Annotated in this window: 24 protein-coding genes; 8 read left to right on the forward strand and 16 right to left on the reverse strand. The window is 26.9% G+C overall.

The window, feature by feature from the left end:
• The first annotated feature begins 21 nt into the window (after positions 1 to 21).
• Together hycI and ACPB8Q_RS03820 are read left to right on the forward strand one after the other, a co-directional pair.
• A complete protein-coding gene (gene hycI / locus ACPB8Q_RS03815; RefSeq protein WP_423793348.1) occupies positions 22 to 510 on the forward strand; it encodes a hydrogenase maturation peptidase HycI in 489 nt (162 codons plus the stop codon).
• Positions 507 to 1,463 (forward strand): SAM-dependent methyltransferase, encoded by a 957-nt coding sequence (locus ACPB8Q_RS03820; RefSeq protein ID WP_423793349.1) that lies wholly within the window; start codon positions 507 to 509, stop codon positions 1,461 to 1,463. Before hycI ends, ACPB8Q_RS03820 begins: the two co-directional genes overlap by 4 nt.
• Here ACPB8Q_RS03820 and ACPB8Q_RS03825 read toward each other — a convergent pair.
• Positions 1,458 to 2,999: an FIST signal transduction protein gene (locus ACPB8Q_RS03825; RefSeq protein ID WP_423793350.1), complete on the reverse strand. Its 1,542-nt coding sequence runs from the start codon at positions 2,997 to 2,999 to the stop codon at positions 1,458 to 1,460. The two genes, ACPB8Q_RS03820 and ACPB8Q_RS03825, sit on opposite strands and share 6 nt — an antisense overlap.
• Before the next feature lie 217 nt (positions 3,000 to 3,216).
• Between ACPB8Q_RS03825 and ACPB8Q_RS03830 the strand changes: the two genes are divergently transcribed.
• Positions 3,217 to 4,998 carry a KamA family radical SAM protein gene (locus ACPB8Q_RS03830; protein WP_423793351.1) on the forward strand — a complete coding sequence of 594 codons (1,782 nt, stop codon included), beginning with the start codon at positions 3,217 to 3,219 and terminating at the stop codon, positions 4,996 to 4,998.
• Here ACPB8Q_RS03830 and ACPB8Q_RS03835 read toward each other — a convergent pair.
• Genes ACPB8Q_RS03835 through ACPB8Q_RS03860 form a run of 6 tightly spaced genes read right to left on the reverse strand, consistent with a single transcriptional unit; the run spans position 4,979 to position 9,136 of the window.
• On the reverse strand, positions 4,979 to 5,992 hold the full coding sequence (locus ACPB8Q_RS03835) for a homoserine dehydrogenase (protein ID WP_423793352.1): 1,014 nt from the start codon (positions 5,990 to 5,992) through the stop codon (positions 4,979 to 4,981). The two genes, ACPB8Q_RS03830 and ACPB8Q_RS03835, sit on opposite strands and share 20 nt — an antisense overlap.
• Before the next feature lies 1 nt (position 5,993).
• On the reverse strand, positions 5,994 to 6,476 hold the full coding sequence (locus ACPB8Q_RS03840) for an ACT domain-containing protein (protein WP_423793353.1): 483 nt from the start codon (positions 6,474 to 6,476) through the stop codon (positions 5,994 to 5,996).
• A 2-nt stretch (positions 6,477 to 6,478) separates the two neighbouring features.
• Positions 6,479 to 7,012, reverse strand: a complete 534-nt coding sequence (locus tag ACPB8Q_RS03845) for a CDP-2,3-bis-(O-geranylgeranyl)-sn-glycerol synthase (protein WP_423793354.1) — start codon at positions 7,010 to 7,012, stop codon at positions 6,479 to 6,481.
• A 1-nt stretch (position 7,013) separates the two neighbouring features.
• Positions 7,014 to 7,805: a P-loop NTPase gene (locus ACPB8Q_RS03850; protein WP_423793355.1), complete on the reverse strand. Its 792-nt coding sequence runs from the start codon at positions 7,803 to 7,805 to the stop codon at positions 7,014 to 7,016.
• Positions 7,806 to 7,838: 33 nt separating this feature from the next.
• A complete protein-coding gene (hypB, locus tag ACPB8Q_RS03855) occupies positions 7,839 to 8,492 on the reverse strand; it encodes a hydrogenase nickel incorporation protein HypB (RefSeq protein WP_423793356.1) in 654 nt (217 codons plus the stop codon).
• Positions 8,493 to 8,497: 5 nt separating this feature from the next.
• The gene (locus ACPB8Q_RS03860) at positions 8,498 to 9,136 is read right to left on the reverse strand and encodes a KH domain-containing protein (protein WP_423793357.1); all 639 of its coding nucleotides are present in this window, start codon (positions 9,134 to 9,136) and stop codon (positions 8,498 to 8,500) included.
• 120 nt (positions 9,137 to 9,256) lie between these two features.
• Here ACPB8Q_RS03860 and dnaG point away from each other — a divergent pair, with 120 nt between their 5' ends.
• Genes dnaG through ACPB8Q_RS03880 form a run of 4 tightly spaced genes read left to right on the forward strand, consistent with a single transcriptional unit; the run spans position 9,257 to position 12,330 of the window.
• A complete protein-coding gene (gene dnaG, locus ACPB8Q_RS03865; RefSeq protein ID WP_423793358.1) occupies positions 9,257 to 10,369 on the forward strand; it encodes a DNA primase in 1,113 nt (370 codons plus the stop codon).
• Positions 10,356 to 10,664 (forward strand): UPF0058 family protein, encoded by a 309-nt coding sequence (locus tag ACPB8Q_RS03870; protein WP_423793359.1) that lies wholly within the window; start codon positions 10,356 to 10,358, stop codon positions 10,662 to 10,664. Before dnaG ends, ACPB8Q_RS03870 begins: the two co-directional genes overlap by 14 nt.
• On the forward strand, positions 10,661 to 11,527 hold the full coding sequence (hisG, locus tag ACPB8Q_RS03875) for an ATP phosphoribosyltransferase (protein WP_423793360.1): 867 nt from the start codon (positions 10,661 to 10,663) through the stop codon (positions 11,525 to 11,527). The genes ACPB8Q_RS03870 and hisG overlap by 4 nt, the downstream gene beginning before the upstream one ends.
• Positions 11,524 to 12,330, forward strand: coding sequence for a UbiA family prenyltransferase (locus ACPB8Q_RS03880; RefSeq protein WP_423793361.1), 807 nt, complete (start codon positions 11,524 to 11,526; stop codon positions 12,328 to 12,330). Before hisG ends, ACPB8Q_RS03880 begins: the two co-directional genes overlap by 4 nt.
• Before the next feature lie 30 nt (positions 12,331 to 12,360).
• Here the strand turns inward: ACPB8Q_RS03880 and ACPB8Q_RS03885 are convergent, their stop codons facing one another.
• The 7 genes from ACPB8Q_RS03885 to ACPB8Q_RS03915 form a co-directional block, all read right to left on the reverse strand.
• Positions 12,361 to 12,735: a 4Fe-4S dicluster domain-containing protein gene (locus ACPB8Q_RS03885; RefSeq protein WP_423793362.1), complete on the reverse strand. Its 375-nt coding sequence runs from the start codon at positions 12,733 to 12,735 to the stop codon at positions 12,361 to 12,363.
• Between the two features lie 106 nt (positions 12,736 to 12,841).
• A complete protein-coding gene (locus ACPB8Q_RS03890; RefSeq protein WP_423793363.1) occupies positions 12,842 to 13,489 on the reverse strand; it encodes a DUF166 domain-containing protein in 648 nt (215 codons plus the stop codon).
• Positions 13,464 to 13,757, reverse strand: coding sequence for a PLDc N-terminal domain-containing protein (locus tag ACPB8Q_RS03895; protein ID WP_423793364.1), 294 nt, complete (start codon positions 13,755 to 13,757; stop codon positions 13,464 to 13,466). Before ACPB8Q_RS03895 ends, ACPB8Q_RS03890 begins: the two co-directional genes overlap by 26 nt.
• Positions 13,758 to 13,790: 33 nt before the next feature.
• Positions 13,791 to 14,360 carry an OsmC family protein gene (locus ACPB8Q_RS03900; protein WP_423793365.1) on the reverse strand — a complete coding sequence of 190 codons (570 nt, stop codon included), beginning with the start codon at positions 14,358 to 14,360 and terminating at the stop codon, positions 13,791 to 13,793.
• Positions 14,361 to 14,526: 166 nt separating this feature from the next.
• Complete coding sequence (locus ACPB8Q_RS03905) at positions 14,527 to 15,582, reverse strand: TIGR03576 family pyridoxal phosphate-dependent enzyme (RefSeq protein WP_423793366.1); 1,056 nt, start codon at positions 15,580 to 15,582, stop codon at positions 14,527 to 14,529.
• Positions 15,569 to 15,823: a DUF2098 family protein gene (locus tag ACPB8Q_RS03910; protein ID WP_423793367.1), complete on the reverse strand. Its 255-nt coding sequence runs from the start codon at positions 15,821 to 15,823 to the stop codon at positions 15,569 to 15,571. Before ACPB8Q_RS03910 ends, ACPB8Q_RS03905 begins: the two co-directional genes overlap by 14 nt.
• A gap of 10 nt (positions 15,824 to 15,833) precedes the next feature.
• On the reverse strand, positions 15,834 to 16,529 hold the full coding sequence (locus ACPB8Q_RS03915) for a CheF family chemotaxis protein (RefSeq protein WP_423793368.1): 696 nt from the start codon (positions 16,527 to 16,529) through the stop codon (positions 15,834 to 15,836).
• A gap of 175 nt (positions 16,530 to 16,704) precedes the next feature.
• Between ACPB8Q_RS03915 and ACPB8Q_RS03920 the strand changes: the two genes are divergently transcribed.
• Complete coding sequence (locus ACPB8Q_RS03920) at positions 16,705 to 16,938, forward strand: TRAM domain-containing protein (protein ID WP_423793369.1); 234 nt, start codon at positions 16,705 to 16,707, stop codon at positions 16,936 to 16,938.
• A 13-nt stretch (positions 16,939 to 16,951) separates the two neighbouring features.
• Here ACPB8Q_RS03920 and ACPB8Q_RS03925 read toward each other — a convergent pair whose 3' ends face one another.
• Positions 16,952 to 17,203 (reverse strand): TIGR00304 family membrane protein, encoded by a 252-nt coding sequence (locus ACPB8Q_RS03925; RefSeq protein WP_423793370.1) that lies wholly within the window; start codon positions 17,201 to 17,203, stop codon positions 16,952 to 16,954.
• 25 nt (positions 17,204 to 17,228) lie between these two features.
• Complete coding sequence (guaB, locus tag ACPB8Q_RS03930) at positions 17,229 to 18,710, reverse strand: IMP dehydrogenase (protein ID WP_423793371.1); 1,482 nt, start codon at positions 18,708 to 18,710, stop codon at positions 17,229 to 17,231.
• Positions 18,711 to 18,760: the final 50 nt, after the last annotated feature.

Here is an 18,760-nt window from a genome sequence, read left to right on the forward strand (position 1 = left end):
CACCAAATTATATTTTATGAGGTGATTATCATTTTTAGAAATTTAAAGAATAAAAAAATATTGGTTATAGGAATAGGAAATGAGTTAAGAGGAGATGATGGAGTTGGAGTATATATAATAAATAAAGTTATGCAACACTTTAAAAAGTTTGGTGAAGTAGTTAATATAAATAACCTCTACCTAATAAATGCCAAAACCTCTCCAGAATCTTTTACAGACAAAATAAAAAATATAAATCCAGATGTTATAATTATTATTGATTGTGCATATTTAAATAAAAATCCTGGTGAGATAGAGATTATAGATATTGACAAGATAGATAACTATTCTTTATCATCTCATACACTTCCAATAAGTATATTTATAAAATACTTAAAAAAATTTATTAATTCAGAGTTTATAGTTGTTGGGATTCAACCAAAGGTAATAGATTTTACTTTTAATCTATCAGATGAAGTAAAAAAAGCTGGAGATAAAGTAGCTTATGAAATTATTAAGTTGATAGAATGAAATTATTGGCTCTAATAACCACAAAACCAGGATATGAGAGAGAGTTAAAAGATGAACTTAAAAAATTAAACTTTTATGTTAGATATACTCCATTTAGAGGATTATTAAAACTTTATGGAGATAAGTTAGATAATTTAGAATCAAAATATATTTGTAGATTAATACCAATTGAAAAGGAAAGTTCATTAAATAGTTTAATAGATGATACAATAAATCTAATCAAAGAGAGAAATTTATCTGGCTCATTTGTTGTTAGATGTTGGAGAAGGGGAAAACACAATTTTAGTAGTGAATATATTGAAAGAATATTAGGAAAAGAGATATCCAACTTTTTTGGTTATAAAGTTTCTCTAAAAAATTATGATTTTAAGATAGATGTGCATATAATCCAGAATGAAGTTTATTTATCTTTAAATGAAATAAAGTTTGAAGATAATATAAAAAATCTCACAAAAAAATACAATGAGAGATTTATAAGTAGAGCAGAAAAAAAATTATTAGAAGTTTTAGAAAAATTTCCCTATGTTTTTAAAGATTTAAATGTAGTTTTAGATATTGGCTCATCTCCAGGTGGTTGGGCTAAGGTATTGTCTAATTTATCAAATAAAGTTTATGCCATTGACCCAGGTGAGTTAAAAATCAAAAAAGATAATATTATTCATATAAAAAAGAGAGCTGAATATGTTAATTTAAATGATAAACTTGACTTAATAACTAATGACACAAATCTTTATCCTGAAGAGAGTATAAATCTTACATTAAAATTTTTAGACAATTTAAAGAAGAATAAATATATAGTTCAAACAATCAAATATGAAAATAAATATTCAAAAAAGGAAGAACTAAACAAAATAATAAAAATTTTAGAAGATAATAATTTAGAATTAGTTAAAATAGCTAAATTAAAAGCAAATACCAAAAATGAGCACACACTAATTATTAGAAGATTATAGTAAATCTAATAATCTTTTTCTATCAGATTTCTTCTTTTGATATTCATATTCAATTTCTTCATCTAATTTTTTTAATACTTTTTTAAGATTAACTGTATCTACATAATACTTATCAGATATATCCATATAATCAACAATTTTCTTTTTAATGAGTTTGTTAATAATTTCCTTTACTGTATCTAAATCTAAATCAGTAAGTTCTGAAATTTCTAATAATGTTTTTGGTTCATTTATTAAGTTTGAGATAATACTTATCTCATCTTCAGAAAATCCATAACTTTCTAATAGATAGGCAATGTTTGTATGCACATTCTTAAATATAACTCCAACATAAGATAAAGTTGTATATATTCTTAAAATATCTTTTGATACTGCTTCTCCATAAGATAGCCAACCAATACAATTACTTTTTATAATATATTTGGAAATATCTCTGCTATCTTTATAAAACTCTAAAAAATAAGGTAATATATTTTTCTCATATTTTCTAAATTTTGGATTTTTTAGAACTTCTACAAAATAAGACTCATTAATGAAAGCTAATAAATCTTTCTCTATATATTCTGACAATTTTTGATATAAGCTGTTAATGATATCTTTAAAGCTTGTAGTCATTAAGTTTAAAAAAATTCCTTCAGAAATTTTATTTTTAAAAATTAATGACTCTCCTTCTACTTTCTCTAAATAGGGAATAATTACATTTCCAAAGAAATCCACATAACCTAATGGATGTATCAGTGTAAAATCTATTTTTGATACTTCTGATTTTTTTAAATAGTCAATATTTCTTTCTATAATATCTTTTGGCATTCTTGTATATTCTGAAATCATTTCAATATATCTCTCTAATGCCGGTTTGTTGTCAAGTTCATAAATAATATTATCCTTTGCCTTTGTAACTTTTGCATATATATTAGTTGGCTTATATCCATGTCCAAAAATAATATCAAAATCTAACTTACCCCCAACTAAACCAAATATACAACAGTCTTTTACAACTTTACCTTTGTAAATTAGATAGTAATTTTTAAATTTCCCTCTATCACTTGCAGTACCCCCAATTATTGGAACTCCTAATTCCCTACCAATTGTATTTAATATTTCATACTCATTGTTAATATGATAATCAAAGAATATAAATCCTAAAAATTTCTCATATATATCTATATTTATATATTTTTCCCTAAGTTGATTATAAATATCATTAATTATATTATTGGCTATCATCTCTTCTTTCATATCATGATATGAAATTGCTGATTTATATCTATTACTAAATGCAATAACCAGTACTGAATCTTTATTGTAATAATTATTTCCTTGAAATATTCCTCCAGATGAGCATCCAATTATATTGTCAGATGGCAATATTTCAGTAAAACTATCCATAAATCTCTTAAATTTATCCATATCAAATATAGTTGAAATTAATATTATCAATGATGGTGTAGATATTTTAAGTTTAATTTTTTTAGCCAATTTATAACCATCTTTAATAGGATCATTTATTTTATTTACATAATATACCATGTCCATATTTTTCACCAGGATTGTAAATTTTTGGACTAAATATTTATTTTCGAGATATATGTTAAGTTATAAGTAGTATTAACCATAATTATTATTATATTAGCATATTACCTTAAATATTATTTATTTAAACATAAAATTTACTTTTGTTATTATTTATACTTTCTTTTACATATAACTTTAATTTTAAAATTTTAAAAATAAATAATTGGGTGAGTATTAAATGATATTTAGTATTCTACCAATTGAACAAATTTTTAAAAAAGAGGATATGGAAGATGTAAGAGAAGATTTATTTAAATTCTTAAATAATTATGAATATAAAGTTAGAAATAATAGTATTATTGATAATGAAATTGATAGATGGCTCTCCTTATATGCAATAAATGTTTTTAAAAATATACTATCAAAAGAAAATGAAAAGTTAGCTGGTTTTAGTACATTGGAGATATTGCTTAAATATTATAATGATGAAATTGAGGTTAGTGATGCTTTTATAGAAGAGTTCAAACATCTATTTTTAGCAATAAAGGGAGAAGCAAAATTTTCAGAGGGATTTTTAGGAGAAAAATTAAAAAATAAAGGTGTAAAATTTATAGATTTTGAGAAATTAAAAGGTAGAGAAGCTGGAAAAGCAAGAAGTGACTTTTTAGATGAAGTTTATATAATTATGAAAGAATATATTAATAAATATCCCTCTGGGTTAGATAAAGAAATTATCCAAAAGAGAGAAGAAAACAAAAAAAAGATTTTAGAGCTTTTTGATGCAAATGAAGATGATTGGCTAAATTATAAGTGGCATTTTAAAAATGTAATTAAAGGAAAAAAAGGATTAAAAATATTAGAAGAGATGAGAGAAGAAATAGGATTAAAACTTTCAGATGAAGAACTTGAAAATATTAAATTAGCTATTGAAAATGATATACCTTTTGCCATTACACCATACTACCTCCATTTATTTGATTTTGAAGGTAAAGAAGATTTACCTATAAGAGTTCAAGTTATTCCACCTAAACACTATGTTTTAGAGATGATTAAAAATAAAGATAAGAGAGATATAGTTTTTGATTTTATGGGTGAGCATGACACTACTCCTGAAGAGTTAATAACAAGAAGATATGTAACAATAGCAATTATAAAACCTTTTGAATCATGCCCACAAATTTGTGTATATTGCCAAAGAAATTGGTTAGTAAAAGATTTCTCTAAAAGTGCATTTGTAGGTTGGGAAAAGATAGAGAAAGCCTTAGAATGGTTTGCTAATCATGAGAGTATGTTAGAAATACTAATAACAGGAGGAGACCCATTTAGCCTACCAGATAAATGCATTGAAAGAATATTAAATAGAATTAAAGATATGGAGCATGTTATTGGAGTAAGATTTGGGACAAGAAGTATATTAACTGTTCCAATGAGAATAACCAATAGTTTAGTAGAAATTCTAAAAGAATTTAAAGAAGAAAAAAGTTTAATAGTTGTTACTCATGCTGAAAGTTGTTATGAGATAACCCCTTATGTTAAAAAAGCTATAGATGCATTAGGAGATATAAAGGTTTATAATCAGCATGTTTTCCATAGGTATGTAAGTAGAAGATTTGAGAATGTTGCTTTAAGAATTGCCTTAAAAAAAGTTGGTATAATTCCTTACTATTCATTCTATCCAAAAGGTAAGTATGAGCATAAAGATTATCTTATACCAATAGCAAGAATTTGTCAAGAGGTTAAAGAAGAAGCAAGATTATTACCAGGAAGTTTTAGAACTGATGAACCTATATTTAATGTCCCTAAACTTGGAAAAGTGCATTTAAGAAGTTTCCAAGATAGAGAATTAATAGCAATAAAAGAAAATGGAGCAAGAGTATATTTATTCCACCCATGGGAAAAGGGAATATATCCAACAAAATCTTATGTGTATGAAGATGTTCCTATTTTAGATTACTTAAAAAGAATGGAAGAGATTGGAGAAAATATAAATGATTATAGAACTATTTGGTACTATTATTAACTCTATTATATATGCTAATTAAGTCACTTAAAAGAGCTGAATTTGTCTCTTCCTTTCCAGCACCTCTACCTACAACAACTACTTCCTTAGCTAAATCTGTTTCAAACATTGCAACATTTAATGTTCCTTTTACATTTAATGGACTATATTTAGGAATTAGCATTGGCTCAACAATTAAATACTTTTTATTAACTTCACCTATTAATTTTATAGTGTATCCTTTTTTATTAGCTAAAAATAGAGATTCTGGTGTAATTTTTGTAATACCTTTTATTTTAACATCTTTTATTGTTTTGTTTAAATTCATTATTGAATTTGCCAATATAACTATTTTAGCAGCTGTATCTAATCCATCTATATCTTGGGAAGGATTACTCTCTGCATAGCCAAGTTCTTGGGCTTCTTTTAAAGCAGTTTCAAAATCAACATTTTCCTCTTCCATCTTTGTTAAGATGTAGTTTGTAGTTCCATTTAAAATTCCTCTTATAGATAATATTTCATTTCCAGCTAAGTTTTCCTTAGCTAAATTTATGATAGGCATAGCTCCTCCAACAGTTGCCTCAAATCTAAAAATTTTATTGTATTTTTCAGCTGTTTTTATAAGCTCATTATAAAAAAGGGCTAAGGGTCCTTTATTAGCTGTGACAACATGTTTGTCATTTTTAAAACTTTCAATAATATGTGTTTTAGCTGGCTCTCCTGTCTCTAAATTTGATGGAGTTACTTCAACAGCTACATCTGCCTCTTTCTCAATCAATTCAAAAATAGAAAGTTTTTCAGCATCATTATAGTTAATAATCTTTTTAGTTTTTTCTTTAACATCTATAGCTTTTTTTAAGTCAATTCCTTCTTTATTATATATTGCTCCTGAACTGTCAGCTATACCAACAACTCTAAACTCACCAAAATTTTTTTTGAGATATTCCCTCTTTTTATATAAAACCTCTGCTAACCCCTTTCCAATAGTTCCAAAACCTATAATAATTATATCCATACTATCTCACCAAAAAAGATTTTATAAATAAAAGATTTTTTTCTTTCTCCAACTCTTCTAAGAGATAAAATAGCTCTCCAATCTTATCAATATCAACAGTTATCCTCATACTTGCTGATGATTCTTTTTCTGGATGGGGCATAATTAAATCCATATCTTCAACTAAACCAACTGTGTTTATTCTATCAATAGTATCTTTAATATCAGTATCAACAACATGACCAATAACTACAACATCTATATACACTTTTTTAGATTTTCCATCAACTTTCTTAACTGTTGCTATCTTTTCTAACTCATCCAACAAAATATCTAATTTCTTTTCATCAATATCTATAACCAATCTCACAGGAATTCTATCTCCAACTTTTGTCTCTCTTGAATGTATTATACTTATTATATTTGCTCCTAATTTTGATATTGGTGTAAGAACTCTCAATAACTCACCTGGCTTGTCTTTTAGCTCAATATCTAAAATAATCATTTTTACCACCAACAATCTTTAACTCCAATTAGATAAGCAATAACGTTCCCAATAAAATGAATGAATAGTGTCATAACAATAATAATAAAAACCATAGATAAAGGTATAGGAGCAAAAGGATAAGCAAATATTAAAGCTCCAATAACAAAATCTAACTGGTCTAATAAAGGAGCAGGTTTTCCTCTTTCTATATTTAACCTCCTTTTTATAAAACTACCAACAGCATCACCAACAATAGCTCCCAAAGATAACAAAAAAGCTAAAATTATATGGTCAATAATTCCAGCATAGAAATCTAACTGTCCAAAAATATTAAAATTTATCAAGATTCCTTGTATTGCTCCTGTTAATGTTCCTAACAGTATTCCAAAAAAGCTTCCTTTAAATGTAACTCCATCTCCTATAACTCTTCTACCATCTATAAAGCACTTTTTTAAATCTATTGGAGTTCCTCCACCAAATATACAGGCTGAGGCATTAGCCACATAAGCTGGCAAGATATACCAAAAACTCATAAATACTAACTTCAAAACCATATCATCCCAACACTCTAAGTTTATTTATTTCCTCTAAATCTAATGGATTAGGTTGAGATTTATATGTATTATTTAAGATTGATTTTGCCAACTCTCTATATACATTAGCTATCTCACTATCTGGATTATATTCAAAAACTGTCTTTCCTAACAATTCTGCTTTGTATATATCCTCTGAATATGGAATTTTCCCAACAACTTTTGTATTTATCATATTAGCAAATTTATTTATAATTTCTTCATTATCAACCTTTCCTCTAACATTATAAATTAAACCAGCTAAGTTATCTCTTTTAAGTTCTTTGATTCCTCTACATATATTATTTGCTGCATAAAGGGACATAAAGTCAGAAGAAGTTACTATATATACATCTAAATTCAACCTTAAAGGTAATGAGAAACCTCCACAAACAACATCACCCAACACATCATATAAGACAATATCAATATCTAACTTCTCAAAAACTTTTAATTTTTTTAATAGCTCAATAGCTACAATAACCCCTCTCCCAGCACATCCAATTCCAGGCTTAGGTCCTCCAGCTTCAACACAATAAACTCCATTGTATCCTTTATAAACTATATCTTCAATCTCAATATTTCTTTTATTTTTCATAACATCTAAAACTGTAGGTATTATTTTTCCTCCTCTTAATGTATATGTGCAATCTGCCTTTGGGTCACATCCAACAACTAACACATTCATTTCCAACTCTGAAAAAGCAGCTGCTAAGTTGCAGACAGTTGTAGATTTACCTATTCCACCTTTTCCATAAAATGCCAACTCTTTCATAACTAACCCAAAGATTTTTAATATTAATATTTTTTATAAATTGGAGATAATATAATTTAAAACTTCATTAAATCCTTCCATAGTTTTTAGACTTAATTTTATAACCTTAGCGTTTGGATTTATTTCTTTAGCATCTTTAACCATCTTATCCACATCACAATTTACATAGTTGGCTAAATCTATTTTATTTATAACAATTAAATCAGCACTTCTTACAATATCTGGATGCTTAGCTATTATATCATCTCCCTCAGTTGTAGAAACTACCAAAATTCTCTTATGTGCTCCTAAATCAAAATCTGTTGGACATATTAAATTTCCTACATTTTCAATAAATAAAATATCAATATCCTCTAAATTTAACTCTTCCAAAGCATGGGATACAAGATGAGCATCTAAATGACACTCTTTCCCAGTATTTAGTGGAATAACCTTAATACCTTTTTTTGCTAATCTTTCAGCATCATACTTAGCTATAACATCTCCTGCTATACATGCAATTCTATATTTATCTTTTAAGCTATCTATTAACTTTTCAATTAACAATGTTTTTCCACTTCCAATAGCTCCAGAAAAATCAAAAGCTTTAACATTATATTTATCCAACAATTTTCTATTTTTTTCTGCCAATCTTTTATTTGCTTTTAAGATATCTTTTGCAATATCTAAAACACCTACTAAATGCATAAATATCACTCTTCATCAATATTGTTATATTTGTTCAGTTCTTCATATAATCTATCTACTTCACTTTTCTTTTTCCAAAGTTCAAATTTAGCCCTTTTTACTTTTTGTCTCTCACCTTCTACAAACTTATAAGTTCTTGCATGAGATGCTCCTCTTAAAAGCATTTCAACAGCTTCCTTAGCTATTTGAGCATTATCATACTCTCCAACTATTGATACTGTCTTACCATAAACTGATATATTTGTATCTGTTAAACTTTCTATATATCTCCTTGACTTTCCTTCTTTACCAATAACTCTACCTCTTAATCTTCTAAGAGCATTTTCAGTTGATGCATAATCATCAATATTTATAATTTCAAGAACATACTCATCATTTAATAATTTTAAAGCAATATCTGGATTAAATCCTCTTCCAATAGCTCTTACAATATCTCTTGCTTTCCAAATAGCTAATGGTTCTTTTGTTTCTTCTGTTGATGAAATTGTGACAGTTCCATCAGAATCAATATCTAATTTAACTTTTAGTTCTTTTTCTATTCTTTTTTTTACTTCTCCTTTTTTTCCAATTAATACTCCAACTCTATCCTTAGGAATCTTTAAAATTTCAATATTGTTGTTTAAATTTCCACCACTAAATACCATAACTATTCACCTAAAAAAATACTAAATATAAGATTTAAGTAGTATTTATAACTATTAAAAAATTACTTATCTTAATACTAATTCTATAAACATCAATATTTTAACTTTTTTGGTGATTATATGGATTTTAGCACTACAAAATATATAATTCATGCTGAGATTGTAGTTGATGGTTATGTTGAGAAGAATGATATTATTGGAGCAATATTTGGACAGACTGAAGGATTGTTAGGAGATGAGTTAGATTTGAGAGACCTTCAAAAATCAGGTAGAATAGGGAGAATAGATGTAAATATTGAATATACTAATGGGAAAAGTATTGCAAAGTTAGAAATTCCTTCAAGTTTAGATAGAGTTGAAACATCAATAATAGCTGCAACGTTGGAGACCGTTGATAAAGTCGGACCTTGCACAGCAGACGTAAGAGTATTAAAAATTGAAGATATTAGAGAGAGAAAAAGAAAATATATAACTGAGAGAGCAAAAGAAATATTAAAAGAGATGAACTTAACAGTTGATATTAATGCTATTATTGAGGAAGTTAAAGAAAGTGTCAGGATGAGTGAGCTCATATACTATGGTGAAGAAAAACTTCCAGCTGGTCCATTAGTTGATAGTTCTGAAGAGATTATAATTGTTGAAGGAAAGGCAGATGTTTTAAATTTATTAAGATATGGTATTAGGAATGTTATAGCAGTTGAAGGAACCTCTATCCCAAAGACAATAATTGAATTGAGTAAGAGGAAAATAACTACATTATTTACTGATGGAGATAGAGGAGGTGAATTGATTTTAAAAGAAGCATTACAAGTATGTGATATTGATTATATAGCAAGAGCTCCAAAAGGTAGAGAAGTTGAAGAACTAACAAGAAAGGAAATTATTAAATGTCTTAAAAATAGAGTCCCAATATCTACAAAAAATTACAGTTGTGAAGAAAATAATGAAGATATTAAAGAAGATGATTTATTTGATACTCTTAAAATACTTTCCAATTTAAAAGATAAGGCAATAATTGTAAAAGATGATGAAAAGATAACTGTAAATGTAGATGAATTAATAGAAAAAATAGAAGAGTTTAATAAAGTTGATTGCCTATATATTGAAGAACTAAGTCAAAAACTATTAGATAACATCTATCAAAAAGTAGATAAAATCTATTGTAAGTTGGCAAAAGTTACAAAAGTTCCAATAAATGTTACTATTATTGGTGGTTTTAATGCAAAAAGATGAGCTTATTCAGCTCCATCAACTATTAGTTTATTTAAAAAAATATGTTGAAAAAAAATACAACTGCAAAGATGAATTTAAAGTTTATGAAGAGCTAAATATCTATCCTCATCATATTCATAGAACTAAGGCAGAACACACTTATGCAATATTTCTACTTGCAAGTATTATAGCTAAGATACTATCTGAGAATCAGACAAAAGTTCCCAAGAGTATATCTAAATTATTGGATGAATGTTGTTTAAAAATAAAGAAAGAAATACAAAGAAAAAGAATTATTATAAAAGGGATAAGATGATTCTTTTTGCTTTACCAAATAAAGGTAGAATATCTGAACCAGTAATGAAAATTTTAGAAAAAGCAGGTTTAAAAATAACTATTCAAGGTAGGAGTTTATTTGCAAATACTGTTGATAAAGATATTAAAGTTATGTTTGCAAGAGCAAGAGATATTCCTGAGTTTGTAGCTGATGGAGTAGCTGATATTGGTGTAACTGGTTATGATTTAGTTTTAGAGAGAGGGGTTGAGAATAAAGTTGAAGAATTATTAGATTTTGGTTTTGGATTTGCAAGATTGGTTTTAGCTGTTCCAGAAGATTCAAATATTAATAATTTGGATGATATAAAGGAAGGAATGAGAGTAGCAACTGAATTTCCACATTTAACAAAGAAATTTTTTGAGAAATTTAATAAAAATGTAGAAATTATAGAACTAAGTGGTGCAACTGAAATAGCTCCTTTTATTGGAATAGCAGATATTATATCAGATTTAACATCAACAGGAACAACTTTGAAATTAAATAAACTTAGAGAGATTGCTGAGATAGTTAAATCTACAACAAGATTAATAGCCAACAAAGAGAGTCTAAAAGATAAAAAGAAAAAAGAAAAAATAGAGCAGGTTGTTTTGGCTATAAAGAGTGCTCTATATGCTGAAAAAAAGAGGCTAATTATGATGAATGCTCCTGAGGATAAAGTAGAGGATATCAAAAAAATCATTCCTGGAATGTCAGGCCCAACAGTTGCAAAAGTTCTATCTGATAATGGAATGGTTGCTATTCAAGTTGTTGTTGATGAGAAAGATATTTTTTCATTAGTTCCTAAACTTCATCAATTAGGTGCAAGAGATATCCTTGTTCTGCCAATTGAGAGGATATTATGAGTTTTTTAGAGTTAATAAGAGCAAAAAACTGCTTTATGGCAGGTTTATCTGGGATTATTGGATATTTAATAGCAAACTCAACTTTAAATTTTTATTATATAATATTGATTTTTTTAGCTATTTTTTTTATCTGTGGATTTGGGAACTGTATAAATGATATTTTTGATATTGAAATAGACAGGATAAATAAGCCATATAGACCTCTACCTTCTGGAAGAGTCTCAATAAAAACAGCTAAGATTTTAGCTATAATTTTATTAGTTTTAGGATTAATTTCTTCATTGTTGATTAATTTATATGCCTTTTTATTAGCTTTATTTAACTCAATACTTTTATATTTATATGCAAAAAAATATAAGAGATATAAGCCAATAGGAAACATTATTGTTGCATATTTAACTGGCTCAGTTTTTTTATTTGGAGGATTAGTTGGTAGGATAGACAAAGTTTTTATCTTATTTTTATGTTCTTTCTTAGCTACATGGTGCAGAGAGATTATAAAAGATTATGAAGATATGGAAGGAGATAAAAAAGAGGGAGTTATTTCTCTACCCATTCTATATAAAGATAAATCATTATATTTTGCATCTATACTGTTAATTTTAGCAGTTGTATTTAGCTTTTTACCTTACTATTTAGGGTTGTTTGGGAAATTATATTTAATAATTATTTTAGTTTGTGATATTTTCTTTATATATTCAATTTTTATTTTATTAAAGAATAGAGATATTGAAACTGCTAAAAAAGTATCAAAATTACTAAAAATGATTATGGTACTTGTATTGTTGGCTTTTCTAACTTAAATTAAAAGATGATTGTTATATTAGATATTGTTAAATTAAATTATGTTTCTTTAAAATTTCTTTAGCTTTTACTAAAATTTTATGTTCTTTCATAATTTTTTGTATATACTCTTTATCTGGAAATTCTAATGCATCAACAGGACATAGCATCTTACAAGTTGTACATGCTACAACACAATTATAGGGTCTTGCAACAATAGGTTTTTTCTTTTCTTTATCCCAATCAAATACTACTCTATTAGCACATGTTATATAGCACACTCCACAACCAATACACTTATCATAGTTTATTTTAGGATACCATTCTATTTCTTTTCTCTCTATACCCCACCATGGTTTAACACTCCAATCTTTTATAACTCTACGTAATGCATCTTTTCCTATTACAGGTAGTTCATCACTCAAATTTTCACCTATCAATATTTAGTTATTATTTATCAATTATAATCATCATATTTATGCCTTCCGATTAATCAATGAATTTTAATATTTTTAAGAAATATTTAAATTTTCAAATAAAAGTTAATCCTTTAAGTATTGCCTCTTTTTGTATGTTTAAGGCTTTCTGCTTTTTACAATCTTTTCTAAAAAGTTTTATTTTTCCAGCAACACATGGATATCTTTGAATTAGCATAGCTGATTTTTTAGCAAATTCTTCAATATCATTAACTTCCATCCCTCTCATTAACTTAGCCATGAATAATGTTGAACCACAGATAGAACTTCTTAAAACCTCTACATTTTCAACTTTGTTATCTTTAATATAAATTTTAACTTTTGGAGTACCAAACTCATCTAAAAACTCTTTTAATTTTGGATATTTGTTTATTAAGTCTTCAACATCATTTTCATCCAATAAACACATTTCCTCTGGACATATAGCATCAAACTTTCTTAATTCTTTATTTTTGTTTAATTTCTTTGCTTCATAGCATAAATAATATGTGTTATCTGGGTGTTGTGTATAAAGCAATAAGATATCTGCATCTTTAATTTTCTCTAACAACTCTTCTGGAAATTCTATCTCATCAACTATCAAATCATTAGGCTTATTAATTTTATATATTCCAATAAATTTGTTTTTCTTTCCAAAGGAGTTTATGGTTTTTCCAACCCTATAACCATAAGTCCCATCAGTTACTACTAATATTTTTGCCATTATTTCCCTTAGTTTTAGAGTTTCTTCTTGATAATAGGTAATAGATTATTGCCCCAATTATTCCTAAAAACCAAACAATTAAAATCCATAGGATTTTTTCAAGAGTATCTAAATCATCTCTCCTTAAAATATCTATAAATACAACTATAAAAATAATTAATTTTATAATCCAAAATAAAAATCCAAAAAATAGATAGCTAAAAGGAGTATAATAAGGATTATAACAATATCCAAAACACCACCACATTGGTGGTGGTATGAACATCATAGATAACACCTCAAATTTATAAATAATAATTTTTTACTCAAAAACAATATTCTTTTCAATTTCACAATTTAAAGTATTGTTGATTAAACATTTTTTAGAACCTTCTAAAATCAAATCTTTTAATTTTTCTTTATCAATATCATCATTAGTTTTCACATAGATATTTATAGTTATTTTTTTAATTTTCCCTTCTTCAAATGATTTCTCAACTTTTCCATCAACTTTTACCTTAGCATCAATATTGTTGGATTTTAATGTGTTACCAACAGCTATACAAATACATCCACATAATCCAGATAAAAACAAGTCCATTGGGGATATTTTTTCTTTTATAGCACCTTTTCCTCCTTTTGAATGAATTTTTAGACCTTTAACATTTAATAGAGCTTCAAACATATCTATATATCTTGAATATATTTCTTTTTTCTCATCTTTATCAACAATTATATCAATAATCTTTGCTATAAACTCTTCTCTCTCATCTTCTGGAATCTTATCTAAAAATTTTTGTAAAGCTAATGGTATCATTTTTGGCATCATCTTAGGAGCCATTTCTTCTGCCATTTCTGAATTCATCATTTCTATTATCATTTCAGGGTTCATTTTGCCACCTAAATATATTTTCACATACAGATAATATTATTTAAAAATAATATTTATACCTTCCGATTAATCAATGAATTTTAATATTTTTAAAAAATATTTATATATTCAAATTGTTAGATTAATATTAAAGACCATAAAATAGAAAAATAAAAAAAAATATATCTTAATTTATAATAATTTTAATACTATCATAAACAGCATTTATAATATAATCATCACTTAATCTATCTGCATCTTTTGAAGTTAAGTCTATTCTTAAACTTTTACTTGCTCCTATTGAGCCAGCAACAGTTATAGTTATGATTCCATATCTTTCCAATAAATAAAAACCTGCTTCAACTAATTTTTTTTCATTGTCTTTATTGGATATTTTTTTTATTACAAAACCTGTTGGAGTCCTTTCATATACTATATTTAAAGAGTCAAATTTAGATAAATCTATATTCTTGGCTCTTTCAAAGGCCTTTTTTAACCTTTCTAAGCTAAAATTTTCTAATGCCCTATACATTCCTGCTAATATTGGAGGTTGTGCTTCTAACCCATATTTTAGCCCTTCCTCATATATCTTATCAATTAATTCTTTTTTTCCTGCTAATAACCCTCCTCTTGGTCCTTCCATTAATTTATCTGTACTTGTAACAACTAAATCAGCTCCTAAATCCCATGCTCTTGGTTGATTATATAATAATCTTGCCCTTGCACCAGAAGCATCATCTACAAAAACTAAACTATCTTTTTCTTTTGCTATTGAAATAGCTTTCTTAAACTTTTCAAGCTCTAAAATTTTTAAGTCCATTGTAGATGGAGTTATAACAGTTAGTGTATCTTTATCAACTTCTTTTAAAATATTAATATTTGAGGATTCAACATATTCAGAATCTATTAATTTACATGCCCTTTTAATAGATGGATGTCCAGGAAGTTCTGGAAGGTAATGCACTACTTTTTTAGGTTTTAGGGCTAAGATGGTTGCCAATATTGCTGAGCTTGTTCTGTTAAAAGCTACACACTCCTCTCCACCTAAATGCTTCAAACCCAGTTCTTTAACTTTTTCAGAAAAGTAAGAAGAGCCAATATATGTATTTAGTAAATCTTTATCTTCCTCTTTAATTAAAAATCCTCCTGATAATCCACTTAAATCATATAAATGCTCCCTTCCTTTCTCTTTTAAAATTTTTAATATAAGATTTTTAGCTCTTTTAATTCTATCCAGCTCCACAAGCATCCCCAAAGTCCTCTATGTCTAATGATTCCTCCTCTTCTTCAATTTTAATCTCTTCTTTTTTCTTTTCTTCTCTTTTAATTTTATCTATCTTTCTTAGTAAATATGGTTTATATAATAAATCATTATCTAATAAAACCCAAATTTCTCCATCAATCTCTTTTATATCTACAACTCTTCCCTTAGTTCCAGTGTTAATATAAACAACATAATCTCCTGGTTTAAAATCAACTTCCATAATAGCTCACCTAAAGATATCTTAATATACCAACATGGTAATCTAAGATTACATTAAAATATCTCAATAAAAATTTTTTTACTTTATCATCTTCTACATATAAATATAGTATAACCTTTTTAGTATCTTCTTTTTTAATTATCTTTAAGCAGGTTTTTATTTCATTATTTACCTCTACATCTTCAAATTCAATAGACTTTATATTTGATGAAATATCATACTCATTACTATCTGTTTTTACAACTATTTTATTAATAACTTTTGTTATAAAGTTTTCTTTTATTTTTTCATCAACAATTTTGATATATCCTTTTTCCCACTTTCCATCAGCAGCCTTAATTAAAATTTCTTTATCATCTAAAAGTATAGAAAATAATTTTTTCAAAAAAGCTTCAATAGGTTTCTTTCCATATATTGATGTTTCTGGAATAAAAGCCAACATTTTAGAAGAAGTTTCATCATGATATGTTATAGTACCATATACACTTAAATCAATTGTAAATTTTGATTTTTCTATAACTTCATCAGGTAGTGGCTCACCAATATCTACAATTTTATCTAATTCAATAGAAAATTTATTAGTGCCTAATTCAACATCAATTTTGTTGTCATATAGTTTCATTTCTAATTTTTCCCATCTTATAATAGGATATTGTAAAATTTCTGGAGTTACTATTAAGCCTTTTCCTGAGAATGTTGCCAACATAATATAATCCCTCATTAGAAATTTTCTAATTTAACAATTTTAATATTATTAAATAAAAACTTTAACTTAGAGTTGTGTAAAAATTTGAAAATATTTGCACATAAATAACTATTTATAGTATAAAAAATAAATATTTTTGTGAGCAATGTGCTCTTAAATAATTATGGTGAATTAAATGTTTAAAAATAATAAAGGAAGTAATAGAAAGTTTGAAAATAGAAATATCCCTGTTAAAGAAGGAGAAACTTATTCTGTAACTATTGAGGATATTGGAAAAGGTGGAGATGGAATAGCAAGAGTTGAAGGTTTTGTTGTATTTGTCCCTGAAACACAAAAAGGAGATAAAGTAAATGTAAAAATAAAATCAGTTAAAAATAAATTTGCATTTGGAGAAAAAGTAGAACAATAAAATTTTATAATTTTTATTTTATATTTCCTATTTTAAAAGCTAATAATATCCAAACTATCATTAATAAAAAGATTAACAAGCTTATAATAATTAAATAAGGAGAATTTCCAAATACTATTGGTATTGGTCCAATAAATATAATTCCAGAATATTCAATATTTTCATTTTTTTCAACATTTTTATCTGGAATAATCATTCCCAGAGTTATTAAAAAGAATCCTAAAAAAATTAAAAATATCCCTAAAAATATTAATATTGGTTTCATAATTAATCACATTTTAAAATATAAATTATTTTCCTAATGGATAGTTAGGAGCTTCATTAGTTATTAATATATCATGAGGATGGCTTTCTCTTTCTCCACTTGGTGTTATAATAACAAATCTTGTTTTTTCTTGCATTTCTTTTATATTTTTAGCTCCACAGTATCCCATAGATGATTTTAAGCCACCAACTAACTGGAAGATAACTTCTGAAACACTTCCTTTATATGGCACAGCTCCTTCAACACCTTCAGGAACTAATTTAACATGTTTCATATGGCTAACACTTTGGAAGTATCTATCTGATGACATTCCAGAGGACATTGCACCCAATGAACCCATTCCTCTATATTGCTTATACTTCCTACCATTAATTATTATTAGCTTTCCTGGAGCTTCATCTGTCCCTGCTAATAAAGAACCTAACATAACTGCATCTGCACCAGCTGCAATAGCTTTGGCAATATCTCCACTGTATCTTATTCCTCCATCTGCTATAACAGGAATATCATAATTTTTAGCTACATCTGCAACATCAGAGATAGCAGTTAGTTGAGGAACCCCTACTCCTGCAACTATTCTTGTTGTGCAAATACTTCCAGGACCAATTCCTACTTTTAAAACATCTGCTCCATAAGAAATTAAATCTTCTGCCGCTTCTTTTGTTGCAATATTTCCAACTATTAAAACTGTATCAGGATTATACTCCTCAATTAGTTTTTTAAATTTCTTTGTGTTCTCCACTACTTTCATATTGTGAGCATGAGCACAATCAATGACTAATGCATCAACTTCACTCTCTAAAAGAGCTTTTGCTCTTTCAAAGTCATGTGGCCCACAGGCAGCTGCAACTATTAATCTACCTTTTTTATCCCTTGCAGCTTGTGGATATCTTTTTTTCTTTAATATATCTCTCAATGTAACTATTCCAATTAATTTACCTTCATCATCAACAATAGGTAACCTTTCTACTCTATTCTCATACATTAAATTTAGAGCTTCTTCTTCACTAATATCCTCTTTTGCAGTTATAACATTCTTTGTCATCACATCTCTAACTTTTTTGTCTTTATTTTTTATAGCTTTAATATCTCTGTGTGTTATAATTCCAACAACTTTATCATTTTCAACAACAGGCATACCACTAATTGAGTTGTACTCCATAATTTCCATAGCTTCTCCAATAGTACTCTCAGGAGATATTGTTATAACATCTTTAACTATAAATTCATCTGCTTTCTTTACAGCTATAACATGATGAACCTGCTCCTCAATAGGCATATTTCTATGTATTACTCCTAATCCCCCTAATCTTGCTAAGGCAATGGCCATATCTTTCTCAGTTACTGTATCCATAGCAGCAGAGAGAATAGGAATATTCATCTTTATACTCTTTAATTTTGTTGATACATCTGTATCTTTTGGCTCTACATATGAAGCATTAGGAATTAAAAGAACATCATCAAAAGTATATGCCTTTTTAGCTTTTTCTAATTTTTCTGAAAACAAGTAATCCTCACCTTTCTATCCTTTTAAGCTATATTTAGAAAAGAGATATA

It is taken from the genome of Methanocaldococcus indicus (assembly GCF_049554935.1).
GTDB lineage: Archaea > AGJL01 > Methanococci > Methanococcales > Methanocaldococcaceae > Methanocaldococcus > Methanocaldococcus indicus.

Excerpts from the sequence above, each read along its gene's own strand:
- ACPB8Q_RS03820 (WP_423793349.1), top strand. The coding sequence starts at position 507 with ATGAAATTATTGGCTCTAATAACCACAAAACCAGGATATGAGAGAGAG.
- ACPB8Q_RS03825 (WP_423793350.1), bottom strand. The coding sequence starts at position 2,999 with ATGGACATGGTATATTATGTAAATAAAATAAATGATCCTATTAAAGAT.
- ACPB8Q_RS03830 (WP_423793351.1), top strand. The coding sequence starts at position 3,217 with ATGATATTTAGTATTCTACCAATTGAACAAATTTTTAAAAAAGAGGAT.
- ACPB8Q_RS03835 (WP_423793352.1), bottom strand. The coding sequence starts at position 5,992 with ATGGATATAATTATTATAGGTTTTGGAACTATTGGAAAGGGGTTAGCA.
- ACPB8Q_RS03840 (WP_423793353.1), bottom strand. The coding sequence starts at position 6,476 with ATGATTATTTTAGATATTGAGCTAAAAGACAAGCCAGGTGAGTTATTG.
- ACPB8Q_RS03845 (WP_423793354.1), bottom strand. The coding sequence starts at position 7,012 with ATGGTTTTGAAGTTAGTATTTATGAGTTTTTGGTATATCTTGCCAGCT.
- ACPB8Q_RS03850 (WP_423793355.1), bottom strand. The coding sequence starts at position 7,805 with ATGAAAGAGTTGGCATTTTATGGAAAAGGTGGAATAGGTAAATCTACA.
- hypB (WP_423793356.1), bottom strand. The coding sequence starts at position 8,492 with ATGCATTTAGTAGGTGTTTTAGATATTGCAAAAGATATCTTAAAAGCA.
- ACPB8Q_RS03860 (WP_423793357.1), bottom strand. The coding sequence starts at position 9,136 with ATGGTATTTAGTGGTGGAAATTTAAACAACAATATTGAAATTTTAAAG.
- dnaG (WP_423793358.1), top strand. The coding sequence starts at position 9,257 with ATGGATTTTAGCACTACAAAATATATAATTCATGCTGAGATTGTAGTT.
- ACPB8Q_RS03870 (WP_423793359.1), top strand. The coding sequence starts at position 10,356 with ATGCAAAAAGATGAGCTTATTCAGCTCCATCAACTATTAGTTTATTTA.
- hisG (WP_423793360.1), top strand. The coding sequence starts at position 10,661 with ATGATTCTTTTTGCTTTACCAAATAAAGGTAGAATATCTGAACCAGTA.
- ACPB8Q_RS03880 (WP_423793361.1), top strand. The coding sequence starts at position 11,524 with ATGAGTTTTTTAGAGTTAATAAGAGCAAAAAACTGCTTTATGGCAGGT.
- ACPB8Q_RS03890 (WP_423793363.1), bottom strand. The coding sequence starts at position 13,489 with ATGGCAAAAATATTAGTAGTAACTGATGGGACTTATGGTTATAGGGTT.
- ACPB8Q_RS03895 (WP_423793364.1), bottom strand. The coding sequence starts at position 13,757 with ATGATGTTCATACCACCACCAATGTGGTGGTGTTTTGGATATTGTTAT.
- ACPB8Q_RS03900 (WP_423793365.1), bottom strand. The coding sequence starts at position 14,360 with ATGAACCCTGAAATGATAATAGAAATGATGAATTCAGAAATGGCAGAA.
- ACPB8Q_RS03910 (WP_423793367.1), bottom strand. The coding sequence starts at position 15,823 with ATGGAAGTTGATTTTAAACCAGGAGATTATGTTGTTTATATTAACACT.
- ACPB8Q_RS03915 (WP_423793368.1), bottom strand. The coding sequence starts at position 16,529 with ATGTTGGCAACATTCTCAGGAAAAGGCTTAATAGTAACTCCAGAAATT.
- ACPB8Q_RS03920 (WP_423793369.1), top strand. The coding sequence starts at position 16,705 with ATGTTTAAAAATAATAAAGGAAGTAATAGAAAGTTTGAAAATAGAAAT.
- ACPB8Q_RS03925 (WP_423793370.1), bottom strand. The coding sequence starts at position 17,203 with ATGAAACCAATATTAATATTTTTAGGGATATTTTTAATTTTTTTAGGA.